The following is a 14,893-nucleotide window of genomic DNA, read 5'->3' as shown; positions in this document are numbered from 1 at the left end:
CTTTGGAGAAAGAAAAGCCAGCAATCGCTTGCCGGCTCAGAGGGGGATAGCCTTTTATCTGTTGCGCTCAGATTATTATTATTGATTAGCCTTTTTCGCTTTGCCAATCGCGTCCCTTATTTATATAAATTTTAGGGAACTCGCTGGGTTAAACCGTTGTCTTTGCAACGGCTTGTGTTCAAGTGTAGACGCTTTTTTCAGTTGTAAAGAAAATTTTTTCAGGCTTTGAATTATTTCTGTGAAATCAGCTAGCTGATTTAGTTCGAAGTATAAATTTTGTTGACTTAACTATGCTTTTTGAGCCAATCCTGACAACATGTCGCAATCAATCATGAAACAAAAATCATTTCACCAAGCTAGGTAATTGAATGACAGAAACGGATCTAAAATCGCCGAAGCCCAATGGCTTGGCGCTGCTGCCATTTGCGGTGTTTTTACTGCTCTTTGTCGGCACGGGCATCATCCTGACACAACAACAAACAGCCTACGCGTTTTACCAGTTACCTGCCCCTGTGGCGATATTGCCAGCAATCATGTTAGCGCTTTGGTTAAGTAAACAACCGCTTAACAACAGCCTCAATACCTTTATGGCTGGCGCTGGCCAAAATACCATTATCACCATGTGCCTGATCTACCTGTTAGCAGGTGCTTTTTCGTCGGTGGCACAAGCAACTGGAGGTGTCGAAGCGACGGTTAACCTTGGCTTGTCGTTACTGCCTGAACCATTCATTCTGCCCGGCATCTTTATCATCTCTGGCTTTGTTGCCACTGCCATGGGCACGTCAATGGGCACCATCGCAGCGATTGCTCCAGTGGCGCTTGGTATTTCAGAAAGTGCCGATATAAATCCAGCGCTAATGGCTGGTACAGTGCTCAGTGGTGCCATGTTTGGTGATAACTTATCGGTAATCTCGGATACCACCATCGCTTCTGCTCGCACTCAAGGCAGCAGTATGCGCGATAAATTTCGCGAGAATTTGCACATTGCCGTTCCTGCAGCATTGCTTGCTCTGATTTTGTTTTACCTACTCCAACCTGATACCTCCCCTGCCCCAGTAAACCCTGTTGATTGGCTATTGGTGCTACCCTATCTTACTATCTTGGTGTTAGCCGTCGCCGGTTTGAATGTTTTCGTGGTGCTGACCATAGGGATAGTGTTGGCAGGTGTCATCGGTTTGATGCAAGCCGATTACGCAGTACTGCAGTTCACCAAAGACATCTATCAAGGCTTTACCAAGATGCAGGAAATTTTTGTCTTGTCGATGTTGATTGGCGGTTTAAGTCAGCTGATCAAGCATCAAGGCGGCTTAGCCTACATTACCGCCCTGTGTCAGCGTCTGATCAACAAAATTGGCCGACAACAGCAGGGCCAGCGGGCAACCGAATCTGCGCTCGCCGGCATGGTGGCAGTCACCAATTGCTGTACCGCCAACAACACGGTATCCATCATTGTCTGTGGAGATGTCGCCAGAAACCTATCTCAGCAGCAGCATATTGCCCCCAAAAGAAGCGCCAGCTTGCTGGATATTTTCAGCTGTATCAGTCAAGGCTTGATCCCTTGGGGAGCTCAAGCATTGTTGCTGGGCTCAAGCTTTGGTTTGGCGCCGATGACGGTAGTCGCCAACAGCTATTACGTCATGCTGTTGGCAGTTACGTCAGTCATTAGCATCGTTGTTGGCCGCAAAGCCTAACTCTCTTTGCTGGCTGGCGGCGGCATTTTCGGTTTGACACAGTCGGGCCGTTTACCGCTCGCTTGCGCTTGCTGATAGATGGGTTCAAATTGAACTAGCCCATGGGTTAAGTCACTGATGCGAGTTTGGTGCGATGGGTGTGTTGACATTAATTCAGGCGGTTGCTTGCCGCCTGAGGCTTTGGCCATGTTGTGCCAGAGCTCAACAGCCGCCTCGGGGTCGAAGCCTGCTTCGGCCATCAATTCTTGCCCCATGTAATCAGCCTCAGACTCATGCACTCGGCTGTAAGGAAGTATCACACCATAAGCTGCGCCCGCGCCCAGTACGGCCATGTAGATCCCTTTATTATCACTATCGCTAAGTGCCACTCCCGCCGCCAGCAGTCCCACCGAAGTCAGTATTTGGGTGCTCATCCGCTCGTTCGAGTGCTTGGCCAAAACGTGTGCGACTTCGTGGCCGATCACGGCAGCAAGCTGATCTTGATTGTCAGCGACACGCATTAGGCCGGTATAAACTCCGATCTTGGCGCCAGGCAAAGCAAACGCATTGACCTGATCACTTTCAAACACCACCACTTCCCAAGAGCTTGGATCATAGCCAAATGACGGCGGCACCTCATTGACGATGGCCTGTGACACGCACTGGGCGTATTCATTCAGTGCCTTGGACTGACTTACCTTCTCTTTTTGTTTTAACTGCTCAAAGGACTGGGCTCCCATAGCAGCCATTTTGCCAGAATCTTGAAAAGCTAACTGCGAGCGGCCTGTTGGCGTTGATGTACAAGCACCAAGCAACAGCGAAGCAGACAGCAACAGGGTAATCGAATTCCTTGTCATGCGAATCTCTTTGCTTTTTCAGTTGATATATCCGAAGTTTACACCCCTTGGAGCTACCTTCAAGCAACGGTTCAGGGCAAGTTAATCTAGCCACTGTAGGCTACAAATTTATACAATTTTGCGGTTTATTTAGTGTCAGGGAGCATCTAAAGTACGCAGTTATAGGGCCATTGAGGGCGTATCTCATGGATGTTTATGCTCTATTACAAATATGACTAAGTAGGTTCGATATGAAGCGTTTAATTATTGTGTTGTTCGCCACTGCGTTCACTTTAACTGCCTGTGTACCCTCTAGCCAAACCGGTCGCGACTACTCTCGCTCCGAAGCGCGCAAAGTTCAACGGGTGGAAATTGGTACCGTATTAGACATGCAACTGGTGAACATTGAAGGAACTAAAACCGTTGCCGGCTCTGCCGCCGGTGGTGCGCTAGGTGGTGTTGCCGGTTCTGCAGTTGGTGGCGGTAAAGGTAAAGACATTGCCACTGTGGTTGGCGCAATTGTTGGTGCCGCAGCAGGCGCCGCAGCTGAAGAAAAGCTCACTCAGCAACAAGGCACTGAATACACTATTCGGCTAGAAAACGGCAACGTTATCTCCGTGGTACAGGCAAATTCGGAAAAAGAAGCACCGATTAATATTGGCGACACGGTGAAACTACTGAGCCAAGGCAGCACTTACCGCGTGACCTTGTTGCCAGATCCTTCAGTAATTCAGCAACAAGAGGCAACGCAGACGCAATAAATGATTGCCATGCGACCAATGAAAAGAGCCGCTTTTAGCGGCTTTTTTTATTGGCCCGTAGGTCGTCAAGTCTTCATCAACCCAACACTGACAATACCAAACTAGCTTTGCCGATCATAAAAGCTCTATGATGACCTTAGGTTACAAACTGAAAGGCAGCACACATGGACGTCTTGGATTGGTGGGTAATTGCCATCTATTTGGCACTAATGCTTTTAGGCGCTTGGTATTTGGGACGCAAGCAAGGTTCTCGCGCCGACTATTACTTGGCAGGAAAATCGCTGCCAAGTTGGACGCTAGCGACATCCATCGTTGCCACCCAATGCTCCACCAATAGTCTGTTGGGAGCGCCAGCCTTTGTCGGCTTTGTTGCTGGCGGGGGCATGTTGTGGCTGCAATATGAGCTGGCAGTCCCCCTAGCCATGCTAGTGCTTTGCTTTGTTTTTATGCCTATCAGGCAAGCCAATGTCATTTCTATTTACGAATTTCTGGAGCAGCGGCTGGATGTCCGTTGTCGCCTGGTTGCCAGTGGCTGCTTTCTGTTTTTTCGTGGCGTTGCGACTGGCGTCACCGTCTACGGTGTGGCATCAGTCATTGCCCTACTGACCGGCATTTCTTACACCACAGCAGTGGTGTTGCTGATGGGAATCACCATTGCCTATGACCTAATGGGAGGTATGAAGGCAGTGGTGCTCAGCGACGTGGTACAAATGGTATTGCTGTTTGGTGCCGTCGTCTTGTCGCTGTTTTGGTTGTCTGAACCTTTGATGAGCCACTACCACGGCCTTAGCGATAGAACCCAAGCACTGGCAAACGACTGGGGATTGATGTCCGGTAATCAGTATGGTTTTTGGCCGATGTTTTTTGGCGGGTTGTTCTTGTATGTTGCTTACTACGGCTGCGATCAAAGTCAGGCTCAGCGACTGTTGTCGGCGCAAAATCCGGCCACTACTCAAACCGTGCTGATGCTCAACGGCTTGCTACGCTTTCCACTAGTACTCTGTTACTGCGTAGTTGGCCTCGGCCTTGCGGCTTACGCCATTGAGCATCCTGCATTTGTCGCCACCCTGCCAACAACGAGCGATGGCAGCCCTAATTTAAACTTAGTCTTTCCGGCTTTTGTCAGTTTAGAGTTTGCTCCCGGCCTAGCAGGGCTAGCTATGGTGGGTTTATTCGCGGCGGCAATGTCATCAATCGACTCAGCTTTGAATAGCTTGTCGGCCAGTACCGTAGAAGACTACGTCAGTCGCTACACCAAGCTATCAGAGCGTCAGCTGTTTTTGGCCTCAAAAGTTGCCACCTTTGGCTGGGGGGCATTCGCAGTGTTACTGTCCTATCAGGTGGAGCACATAGCTCCTACCGTGCTAGAAGCCATTAACAAAGTTGGCTCGTTGGCCAATGGGCCATTCCTGGCCATATTCGCCATTGCTATCTTTGCCCCATCGGTCGGCGCGACTGCCACGCTCATCGGCTTTATTGTCGGACTCGCCGCAAACATCATTGTCTGGCTTTGGTTGCCAAGCGTCTCGTGGTTGTGGTGGAACCTAACAGGGTTAGCCAGTAGCAGCTTGATCGCATTGATCAGTGCCAAAGCATCTCATCGAGCGATAACTTGGCAACCGATTTCGATGTCATTGTCAACCTGGAAGTGGCAATCACTGGTATCAATGACGGTATTGATATTCTTGACAACTATTTGGTTCCAAATGTAATTCCGCTCAGTTGACGATGGCCTCAGTTGAATATGATGTAACGCAATTTTTCCATCACAAGCACAATTGAACTTGTCGCTCTGATGACATTGCTTTGCTATAATCGCGCTCCGGCTGTGCCTGGCCATCAGGCACGTCGGCAACTGCCGTATCCTCAGGGAAGCAGCATGACCAATCCGCTCCACAACAAGCACATTATTTCTATTGCTGATTTATCTCGCGACGAACTCGAACTCATCGTCGCCACAGCAAAACAGTTAAAACAACAACCTCGTCCCGACTTGCTCACCAACAAGGTGGTAGCCAGTTGTTTCTTTGAAGCATCGACACGAACTCGACTGTCCTTTGAAACAGCGGTTCAGCGCCTCGGTGGCACGGTCATTGGATTTGACTCTGGCGGCAATACTTCGTTGGCGCAAAAGGGTGAAACACTCGCCGATTCCGTGAAAGTGATTTCCTCCTATACCGACGCCTTTTTCATGCGCCACCCCAAAGAAGGCGCGGCGCGACTGGCTTCGGAGTTTTCCAGCGTCCCAGTGATCAATGGCGGCGATGGTGCCAACCAGCATCCCACTCAAACCCTGCTTGATTTGTTCTCAATTTATGAAACTCAAGGCACCCTTGAAGGTTTGAATGTCGCCTTTGTCGGCGATCTGAAATACGGCCGCACCGTCCACTCATTAGCGCAAGCCTTGTCTTTGTTTGGCTGTAAATTCTATTTTGTCTCGCCAGCAGCGTTGGCGATGCCGGACTATTTATGTGAAGAGCTCAACCAAGCAGGGGTAAACTTCGAAGTCGTCGATGATTTGGAAGCGGTCATTCCAAAACTCGATGTGCTGTACATGACCCGGGTGCAAAAAGAACGTTTCGATCCAACTGAATACCAGCATATGAAGGCTAACTACATCCTCACAGCAAGGATGCTTAGCAACGCTAAAGACAACCTCAAAGTACTTCATCCTCTGCCTCGAGTAGATGAAATTACTACTGACGTTGATGCAACACCACACGCCTATTACTTTGAGCAGGCTGAAAACGGCGTCTATGCCCGTCAGGCACTGCTAGCTCTTGTTCTTTCAGAGGAGTTCGCCTGATGCCACAGCACAAACTGCAAGTTGAAGCCATTGCCCACGGCACTGTGATCGATCATATCCCAGCGGGCATGGGGATCCGAATTCTGAAGTTTTTCCAGTTGAGTAATCAAGACCACCCGATTACGGTGGGCCTCAATCTGCGTTCGAAACACCAAGGAAAAAAAGACATCATCAAAGTTGAAGATACGGTGTTTGATGTCACCCAAGCCAACCAATTGGCGTTGTTTGCCAAGGATGCCACTATCAATGTCATCGACGATTACGAGGTGGTAGAAAAGTACCGAGTCACTCTGCCCGATGCGATTGATTCGGTATTGGCTTGTCCGAACAGCAATTGCATCAGCAATGAAGAGCCGGTCAATACCAAATTCCACATCGGCGAATCGGCTTCAGGCGTCATTCTAAAATGTCACTATTGTGAAAAGAGCTTTAATCAACGCTTGTTCACTGAGCTCAACTAAACTTTTGCTTTTGACTTGTCGCCTCGAGTTATCGGCGCCACAACCTAACAGATTGAGATTTTCATGAACGCTGTTGTTATCGCTGTGGCGCTAATGTTGCTGCTCAGCCTTGTCCGAATTAATGTTGTTATTGCCTTAACGATTAGTGCCGTGGTTGCTGGCCTGAGTGCTGGTTTACCAATGCCCGATGTGGTTAAGGCATTTGAAAAAGGCCTTGGCGGCGGCGCCACTATTGCTCTTGGTTATGCCATGCTTGGCGCATTTGCGGTGGCACTCTCGCGCTCAGGCATCACCCTGTGGCTGGCTCATAGCATTATTGCCCGCGTCGGTCATCAGCCGACAGCAAAACAGACCTTCACTGTTGAACTTCTAATGCTGGCGGCATTGCTGGTGATGGCAATCATGTCGCAAAACCTGATCCCAGTTCATATTGCCTTTATTCCCATTTTGGTACCGCCGTTACTCCGTTTAATGAACGAATTTCAACTCGACCGCCGTTTGGTGGCTTGCGTCCTAACCTTTGGATTAGTCACGCCCTACATGCTGCTACCGGTTGGCTTTGGTAACATCTTTCTCAATGAGATCTTGTTAGCAAATTTAAACGGCAACGGCCTCAAAGCCACGGCCAGCATGGTAATGCCAGCGATGGCGCTCCCCGCCTTGGGCATGCTTGGAGGCTTATTGATTGCGGTATTGTTCAGTTATCGTAAGCGCAGGATATACTCCAGCGCTCACATTAGTGACCAGCAAGAACTGACACTTCCCTCGGTCAGTCAGCGTTGGTTAGCGGTACTGGCGATTGTTGTCACACTGATCATCCAGCTCCAAACGGGCTCGATTATTCTTGGCTCACTGGCGGGGTTAGCGGTGTTTACCGTTAGCGGCGTCGTCAAGTGGCATGAAACCCATGATGTGTTTTACGATGGCCTCAAACTAATGGCGATGATTGGTTTTATTATGATTGCGGCTTCTGGCTTCGCTGAAGTGGTCAAAGCCACCGGCCATGTTTCAACCTTGGTTGATAGCCTCACTCAACACTTTGCAGATAATAAGCCACTCGCGGCGTTTGCGATGTTGGTGGTGGGTTTATTGATCACCATGGGGATCGGTTCAAGTTTTAGCACCATTCCGATTATTGCCACACTCTATGTGCCATTGTGCATGAGCTTGGGTTTCTCAGTGAGCGCGACGATTGCTTTGGTGGGAACTGCAGCGGCGCTAGGCGATGCTGGCTCGCCAGCTTCTGATTCAACCTTGGGACCCACTTCAGGGTTAAACGCTGATGGCCAGCATGACCATATTTGGGATACTGTGGTACCAACCTTTGTTCACTACAACCTGCCGTTGCTTGCTGCGGGTTGGCTGGCAGCGGTTGTTTTGTAATTTGTCGGGCGATGTCGGTCGCTAGTTGTTGCCACGACCGACTGCTCAGATTATTGCGCTGCTAGCTCCACTACCTTGGCCACCAAAGCGTCGATCCCCTTGGCGACAGAGGCAATATCCGGGCCCAGCATATACGCGGGGACCGTTACCAACTGATTAGCTTCATCAACAACGACTTGATCGACAGACGCCTCAACGTGTTGACCTCCTAATTCTTCAACGGCGGCGGCAACTTCAGCATCACAGCCTATCGTCAGCTGTACGCCTTGGCCATAAATGAGTGGCGCTACCACAGGAGCGATACACAACAATCCCACCGGTTTGTCAGCATCAGCAAATGATTCCAGCACTCGATGGAATTCGGTTTCGAGTGATAGCTCAGTGCCTTTAAAAGCAAAGTCGCTTAAGTTCTTGGCGGCACCAAAGCCACCAGGCACAATCAAGGCGTCGTAATCTTTAACTTTCAGCTCGGTCAGAGGTTTTACCTCTCCTCTAGCGATACGGGCGGCCTCCACCAACACATTGCGCTTTTCATCGACTTCAGCACCAGTCAAATGATTGATTACGTGGGCTTGCTCAACGTCCGGAGCAAAACACTGGTAATCCACGCCACGTTGGCTTAGCGATAACATAGTACATACGGACTCATGAATTTCAGCGCCATCAAACACGCCACAACCGGCGAGAATTACCGCGACCTTTGCCATAAAAGCTCCTTATCAAATTCCTTAACCCTGAGTAGATATTGCTTTAGCAATCAACATATTCGGGCAATCAAACTATTCAACCTTAGTGTTGATATCGTGCCGATACAAGCTCAACCAACACAATAAAAGTACCAAGGCATTCAATGTATGCCACAGGAAATGTGTTCCAATGGGCCAGCTGGTGCAAATTGCATTGTCAATCGTTCTCATCGTCAGCGACAAGGCAAATACTAGCGCAGCGGTTAGCAACAACTTGTCGACGAATCCTTGCTTGATGGCATAACTCAAGCCAAAGGCTGCCAATGTGACTATGGTTGGTAAGTACATTTCCGAGCCGTTGAGCTCAATCGGTAAATGGCCACTGGCAATGGTAACTGCGGCGTACAAAACAAAGAACGCTAGCACCATACCAATGCTTAACTGCAGCGCTCGCCGTGGATAACACCATAGGAACACAATTTGAAACAAATAAATGGGGTAGATATCGGCAAGCATTGCCCAATGAGTAGCAAAGGTATGGAATAGAAAACTTCCCACCCCAATAGCGATCATGATTGCCGCTAGCAACCAAAGGCTAAGGTGTTCAGACCAACGCTCAGGCCGCCGCAACAGCATCATCATTGCGACAACGCCAGCGACCACAAACCAGCCATTAGTCATCGCATTGATGGGTTCCGCCCAAAAACTAAAATCAGTCCGCTCACAGTAATTATCATACTGAGTCGACAATGCCATTTCAGACCACCTTGCAATTAAACTCGATACGTTTGGCAACACACTTCATGAGGACAAGCATAACCACCTCAAATGACGCCCCAATGACCAACCATACGCTAATCAAGCAAAAACAAAAAAGCCACCGTTAACGGTGGCTTTAAGTCAAATGTTGGCTGGCCTAGTCTTCTAAATCAACCACCACATGCTCATCCAGCGCTCGGAGAGCAGCGAGCAGATCTTCTGCCGCCTGTCCTTGTGGCATATTGACAACAAGTTTTGCAACGAAGACATTCGTACCTAGCGATTCAACTTGAATCCGGGCGCTATCCATATGCGCCAACTCAGCATCCTGTTGATCAATCACGCTCGTGATATCGTGTACCAGACCAGAGCGGTCATTACTATGGAAACTCAATTTGACCACTTGTGCTGGGCCGTCTTTGGCAACAACATCGTCAATTTGAACAACTAGCCCTTGTTGCCGAGCAAACTCTTGCTTGATGGTATCCAGTTGGTTTTGTGGTGCAGTGACTTTAATATTGCCAGCGACATGGCCATCAAGATAATTGACTTTGCTGCTGAGCCACTTACCGTCATGCTCATGGGTAAACTGCGCCAACTGCTTCAATAAGTTGGCACGATCGGGACCTGCAAAAGAAACAATAAATGCGGCACTCATACGCTTACTTCCTTTAGTTATAGTTACCACTGATGATTACAAGTTATAGTACGGGGCCAACCTTGCAGCCAGCTGAACTGAGATCAATTTGAACCCAAATGTTGTTTTAAATCACAACATTCGTGCCACTGGCGATAAATGCAGCAAATCGGTAAGTTGTTATGGCGAATGAAAATTATTGGTACCTCTACATCATTGAAACCGACAATGGCAACTTGTATACCGGCATCACCACCGATGTTGACAAACGATTCCAGCAACATTGCGACATTCATTTAGGGAAGGTTGGAGCGCGAGGAGCAAAGTACTTTAGAACACAAGCCCCCAAACGCATCGTCCATATCGAAAGTTATGAAAATCGCTCGCTCGCATTAAAACGCGAACATAGCGTCAAAAAAATGACAAAAGCACAGAAAATGACGCTAATAGAACCCGTAACCCATTAGCTAATTTAATTAGATTTTTTAATACAAAAAATCAAGCAGCATCGCTTACCTGACGCTCTTCACCATTCATTAGCATTACTTATAAAACCATAAAAAATAGCTAATTAAACTCAAACCACTGCAATTAAACTTAGTCAAACCATAAAAAAATGTAACCCATTGCAGGTGTCAATATTGCTGCAGATCAATGATTCAAACTAATCGAAAAATCAGATACAGAAACTGTTATTGATCACTAAAAAAACTCTTGATTACTGGTGTTAAATAGAGCCATCGATTTACGGCAACAGACGCCTAAATCACTTTGTCCTACTAAACCGGAGGATCGGACAATGAAAAAATTAGTAATCACTGCAGTTTTGACTTTTGGTGTTTTGAATCTTGGAGTAAGCAACGCAGCTATGGATCCGGTGGTTGAAAAAGCGTTGCAGAACATCTGTCACAGCAGTGCTACAGACCGCTTGAACAACTTCAAGAATGTTGTCAAAAGCTACAATTTGACCATGAAGAAAGTCGCCAATAATGTTGTTTGTAACGGTGAAGACATCGGCACTTTTGCCGCAGAGCACGGGGCAGCAAACACAGCTAACTTCATACGCGGTCACCAGCAAGGTCATGTAGAGGTTCGCGATCTGGCTCAAGCGCAGACAGCTCAACAACCTCAAGCGTAATTTTTACCCTGATATTTTCTCTCATTCTGTCTTTTGCCGCGGCTTGACCGCGGCTTTTTTTATGCCTTATTTGATCGGCACTAACTCCATATTGATGTTACCTAAGGCTCCATACTTCACCGTTGAAAATGAGTTTACCAGTGTTTCATGAACGCCAGTGGTAGCTCCGGTTAAAATCATGGTACCGGCAGGTACCTTGATGCCGCGCTTGGCACAGCAATCAATAAAGAATGCCAAGGCACCAAGTTGGCCGTTGTGAATACCGTTGGCCGGAGCCTGATTAATGGATTCATCATTGATAATGGTTTCAACGGTCGTTTCTGCAAGAACCGTCTGCCAATTTTCAATGACGGGACCAATCACCATGCCGTGCTGGTTACCGATGTCTGAAATGATTGCCGCTGGACCATAACTATTGAGGTCAGGAACCGGGCTACTGGCAATCTCAACACCGGCATACATGGCTTTCACCAAATGTTCGACGCCACCGGCAGTATCCACACTACCTGGTTCAATATCTTGGCCAATTTCAATCACAATTTCTGCTTCGACAGCAATGAAGCCGCCAGCGAACACTGGTAGAACAATCTTTTCGTTGTCGTCATGTGCACGACCAAGGAAATGATTCACGTTGTCAAAAACAGGGCCGATAATTCGCTCTGCACCATATTGCTCACGTAACTCCGGAGGTATCATGCCAATTTTCCAACCAACAATTGGCTCAGGTGCAGCTGAAATAACCAAGTCTTGAACTTGATAAGCTTCGTCTAAGGTACCTGGAACACGGCCCGGAAAGCCTTCTAGTAAACCACCAGAGAAACGCGCAGATGCCAGTGTCTCAGCAGTCTGAACGATTTCATCCTTAGTCAGTGGTGTCGTTGTTGCCATGGTATATCCTCCAAAACAGCAAGTTGATAGATAGACGTGGGTAAAGAAACTCACGTTGAATTCGTTTAATGGCAACTCTAGGTTAATTGGACATACCATTCTAGAGAAACAGGTCTCACAAATTGGTAATAACAAACAAAAGATTTTTGTCATAGATCGTTTTTTCAGCATTCGCTGTGTTTATCTACCTCGAGACAAAAAAAGCCCCGCAATAGCGGGGCTCTCGAATACTTATTGAAAACTGTCGAGTTCTAGAATGTCACCGACACTCGCTGCGTCACTTCAACGGCTTTTTCAATCGCTTGCTCGACGCTTTCAGCGGTCGCCAGCGCCACTCCCATCCGACGCGTCCCTGCTATTTCTGGTTTACCAAATAACCGCAACTGGGTGCCTGGCGAAGCCAAGGCAAGATGAAGATCGCCATATTGCGTTTGCCGTGAGTGACCAGAAGGCAATATCACAGCAGATGCGCTGGGGCCATAATGCTCGATGCCACAAATAGGCAGTCCTAAAATCGCTCGAACATGGAGAGCAAATTCAGACAGTTGTTGTGAGATAAGCGTCACCATTCCAGTGTCGTGAGGACGTGGTGATACTTCACTAAAGTAAACATCATCGCCTTTGACAAACAATTCCACACCATAGAGGCCAAACCCACCGAGTTCTTCAACAACTGCTTTAGCGATGGACTGAGAGTTGTTCAAAGCTGCCTCGGTCATTGCTTGTGGTTGCCATGATTCACGATAGTCACCATCTTGTTGACGGTGACCAATCGGGGAACAGAAATGAACACCATCACTTGCTAGTACCGTTAGTAGTGTTATCTCATAGTCGAAATCGACAAAGCCCTCGACAATGACACGCCCCTCACCTGTTCTGCCACCTTGCTGGGAGTAGGCCCAAGCATGCTGCAAGTCATCAGCGCTACGCACCACGCTCTGGCCTTTACCTGATGAGCTCATGACCGGTTTAACAACGCATGGCATACCGACTTCAGCCACCGCTTGTTGGAACTGTTGTTCGGTATCGGCAAACTGGTAGCCTGAGGTTGGCAGCCCCAACGTTTCGGCCGCAAGGCGGCGAATACCTTCTCTATCCATGGTCAAAGCGGTAGTACGAGCATTTGGCACGACTCTTACGCCCTCGGCTTCCAGCTTCAGTAGCTCGTCGGTCGCTATCGCTTCAATCTCAGGGATAATAATGTCAGGCTGTTCTTTCTCGACAATCGCTCGCAACGCACTGCCATCAAGCATGTCTAACTCGTAGCTACGATGAGCAACCTGCATTGCCGGGGCATTGAGATAGCGATCGGCGGCAATCACTTCCACACCTAAGCGCTGCAATTCAATCGCAACTTCTTTACCCAATTCACCTGAGCCCAACAACAAGGCTTTGGTCGCTGAGGGAGATAGCGGGGTTCCCAACATCATACTCTGAACTCCAAAGAAAAATCCGGCCCAAGTATATGTCAAATTATCCACTGGGTATTGATCTGCATCGGCGCTAGCTTGCCAATCCATGAGGCCCAGAAATGAAAGCGGCCCCGATATCGGAGCCGCTGAAACTGAAAGGTAGCTTTTAAAGTGACTTAACGGGCTGCAGCCTTGTGGTTTTGCATCAAGCGCTCAGCTGCTTGTTGCGGCGTCAGTTGCTCGTAAAAGTATTGGTCTTGCAGCACTTGGTCGTTTGCTGCATCAACCATCTCGTTTTCTAAACCGGTCATGTGCTTCGCTTGTTCTGCTACCGCACTACGCCAAGTAAAATAATTTTCGCTCATGATTCAGTCCTCATGTTTGAAACAACCTTCGTTCGTTGCAAGTTATAACTAGATACTGCGCTTTCAGGTGGCTTTGGCTTTGCAACAGGTCGCTAAGTATAGACACGAAAAAACGGCAATAGTTTAGTTTTTAATCAATAACCCCACTTTGATCACGGGTTTAAAATGTCAATATTGCGTTATTAATAGGCTACATGTAGCCACTAGAAACGCATAAATAGTGAATAAATACCGCGCACCAAAGCTGAGCAAAATTTATCTAAACATTTTAAATCAAATGCTTAATTAAATTAGCCCAACAGAGATACATCAAATTTATTGGTAAGTATTCACATTCAATTCAGTGGAATGAGAATAGTTATAGCTTACTTGAACGTGGCTTGGCGACTCGGGATCAGAATCGTACAAACATTCCTGCGGTCAATTGATACTGCCACCAGACACCACCATTGATTTTCGCGATGCAACCGCCATTACAAAAAATTGCGCTGTCGCTATCAATGACAGTACCGATGCCTCTGGCATCAAATCTCGCACCAATCCAATCCGTAGCAAACCACTTAACACCAGCATTGATGCCAAATGAAAACTCGTCTTCGTCATCATAATCGTCGGGTTTAAAGCTGGTCAGGCCGATACTAGCTCCTAGATAGGGCACGAAATCAGAATCGCTGTACTCGATCTCATTCACCCCACCAATGTGGTAATAACGAATATCCATTTCTGACGTACTTTTCTCAGCAGTGGCAACATCTTTGATCACCAAATCAGTTTCTGTCTGCGCTAAATAAAGCTCGTATTGCAGCCGGCTACCATGCTTATACTTTTGCAAGTAGTTAATACTAACTGCGATATTGGTACCACTATCGGTATCAAGCGTATACGAATCAGAATCCACCGATTTAAAATTACTGCTACCGCTGGTACCAGCAAGTAACGAAACATCAAAGCTGGGTTGATAAGACTCACTATGATCTTCGCTGTAAGCCATGGTAGAACAAAACACGAGCGACAAAGCGGCAACACTGAACAGTTTCATACATAATCCTTGTACTGGTATGAAAAGCCACAGACCATCTTGGGTGCAGTGG

At 47.8% G+C, this 14,893-nt stretch carries 16 protein-coding genes; 8 read left to right on the top strand and 8 right to left on the bottom strand.

What is annotated here, in order from left to right; genetic code table 11:
- Window positions 1-368 precede the first annotated feature (368 nt).
- Window positions 369-1,691, top strand: a complete 1,323-nt coding sequence (locus CBE68_RS06155; protein ID WP_087505198.1) for a Na+/H+ antiporter NhaC family protein — start codon at window positions 369-371, stop codon at window positions 1,689-1,691.
- On the opposite strand, the gene CBE68_RS06150 is transcribed toward CBE68_RS06155, so the two are convergent.
- Window positions 1,688-2,527, bottom strand: a complete 840-nt coding sequence (locus CBE68_RS06150; protein ID WP_087505197.1) for a M48 family metallopeptidase — start codon at window positions 2,525-2,527, stop codon at window positions 1,688-1,690. The genes CBE68_RS06155 and CBE68_RS06150 overlap by 4 nt on opposite strands.
- A gap of 230 nt (window positions 2,528-2,757) precedes the next feature.
- Here CBE68_RS06150 and CBE68_RS06145 point away from each other — a divergent pair, with 230 nt between their 5' ends.
- The 5 genes from CBE68_RS06145 (at window position 2,758) to CBE68_RS06125 (ending at window position 7,917) form a co-directional block, all read left to right on the top strand.
- Complete coding sequence (locus tag CBE68_RS06145) at window positions 2,758-3,267, top strand: outer membrane lipoprotein (RefSeq protein ID WP_087505196.1); 510 nt, start codon at window positions 2,758-2,760, stop codon at window positions 3,265-3,267.
- A 164-nt stretch (window positions 3,268-3,431) separates the two neighbouring features.
- A complete protein-coding gene (locus tag CBE68_RS06140) occupies window positions 3,432-4,979 on the top strand; it encodes a sodium:solute symporter family transporter (RefSeq protein WP_087505195.1) in 1,548 nt (515 codons plus the stop codon).
- 167 nt (window positions 4,980-5,146) lie between these two features.
- Complete coding sequence (gene pyrB / locus CBE68_RS06135) at window positions 5,147-6,073, top strand: aspartate carbamoyltransferase (RefSeq protein WP_087505326.1); 927 nt, start codon at window positions 5,147-5,149, stop codon at window positions 6,071-6,073.
- Window positions 6,073-6,534 (top strand): aspartate carbamoyltransferase regulatory subunit, encoded by a 462-nt coding sequence (pyrI, locus tag CBE68_RS06130; protein WP_188708113.1) that lies wholly within the window; start codon window positions 6,073-6,075, stop codon window positions 6,532-6,534. Before pyrB ends, pyrI begins: the two co-directional genes overlap by 1 nt.
- Window positions 6,535-6,597: 63 nt before the next feature.
- The gene (locus tag CBE68_RS06125) at window positions 6,598-7,917 is read left to right on the top strand and encodes a Na+/H+ antiporter family protein (protein ID WP_087505193.1); all 1,320 of its coding nucleotides are present in this window, start codon (window positions 6,598-6,600) and stop codon (window positions 7,915-7,917) included.
- 50 nt (window positions 7,918-7,967) lie between these two features.
- On the opposite strand, the gene elbB is transcribed toward CBE68_RS06125, so the two are convergent.
- The 3 genes from elbB to CBE68_RS06110 all read right to left on the bottom strand — a co-directional run bounded on the left by elbB (window position 7,968) and on the right by CBE68_RS06110 (window position 10,020).
- A complete protein-coding gene (elbB, locus tag CBE68_RS06120; protein WP_087505192.1) occupies window positions 7,968-8,624 on the bottom strand; it encodes an isoprenoid biosynthesis glyoxalase ElbB in 657 nt (218 codons plus the stop codon).
- 72 nt (window positions 8,625-8,696) lie between these two features.
- Complete coding sequence (locus tag CBE68_RS06115) at window positions 8,697-9,359, bottom strand: ceramidase domain-containing protein (protein ID WP_087505191.1); 663 nt, start codon at window positions 9,357-9,359, stop codon at window positions 8,697-8,699.
- Between the two features lie 160 nt (window positions 9,360-9,519).
- Window positions 9,520-10,020 (bottom strand): glycine cleavage system protein R, encoded by a 501-nt coding sequence (locus tag CBE68_RS06110; protein ID WP_087505190.1) that lies wholly within the window; start codon window positions 10,018-10,020, stop codon window positions 9,520-9,522.
- Between the two features lie 161 nt (window positions 10,021-10,181).
- Between CBE68_RS06110 and CBE68_RS06105 the strand changes: the two genes are divergently transcribed.
- Both CBE68_RS06105 and CBE68_RS06100 read left to right on the top strand, forming a co-directional pair.
- Complete coding sequence (locus tag CBE68_RS06105; RefSeq protein WP_087505189.1) at window positions 10,182-10,466, top strand: GIY-YIG nuclease family protein; 285 nt, start codon at window positions 10,182-10,184, stop codon at window positions 10,464-10,466.
- 332 nt (window positions 10,467-10,798) lie between these two features.
- Window positions 10,799-11,137, top strand: coding sequence for a DUF3718 domain-containing protein (locus CBE68_RS06100; protein ID WP_087505188.1), 339 nt, complete (start codon window positions 10,799-10,801; stop codon window positions 11,135-11,137).
- Window positions 11,138-11,203: 66 nt separating this feature from the next.
- On the opposite strand, the gene CBE68_RS06095 is transcribed toward CBE68_RS06100, so the two are convergent.
- From CBE68_RS06095 to CBE68_RS06080, 4 genes are all read right to left on the bottom strand, one after another.
- Window positions 11,204-12,025: a 2-keto-4-pentenoate hydratase gene (locus CBE68_RS06095; RefSeq protein ID WP_087505187.1), complete on the bottom strand. Its 822-nt coding sequence runs from the start codon at window positions 12,023-12,025 to the stop codon at window positions 11,204-11,206.
- A 251-nt stretch (window positions 12,026-12,276) separates the two neighbouring features.
- Window positions 12,277-13,452 (bottom strand): formate-dependent phosphoribosylglycinamide formyltransferase, encoded by a 1,176-nt coding sequence (gene purT, locus CBE68_RS06090; protein ID WP_087505325.1) that lies wholly within the window; start codon window positions 13,450-13,452, stop codon window positions 12,277-12,279.
- A 161-nt stretch (window positions 13,453-13,613) separates the two neighbouring features.
- Window positions 13,614-13,802 (bottom strand): hypothetical protein, encoded by a 189-nt coding sequence (locus tag CBE68_RS06085; protein WP_087505186.1) that lies wholly within the window; start codon window positions 13,800-13,802, stop codon window positions 13,614-13,616.
- Window positions 13,803-14,196: 394 nt separating this feature from the next.
- Window positions 14,197-14,841, bottom strand: a complete 645-nt coding sequence (locus tag CBE68_RS06080; RefSeq protein ID WP_087505185.1) for an outer membrane beta-barrel protein — start codon at window positions 14,839-14,841, stop codon at window positions 14,197-14,199.
- Between the last annotated feature and the right edge of the window lie 52 nt (window positions 14,842-14,893).

The organism is Neiella marina (genome assembly GCF_002165625.1).
GTDB lineage: Bacteria > Pseudomonadota > Gammaproteobacteria > Enterobacterales > Neiellaceae > Neiella > Neiella marina.
The sequence above is the reverse complement of the archived record's forward strand: the minus strand, read 5'-3'. Positions and strand labels throughout refer to the sequence as shown.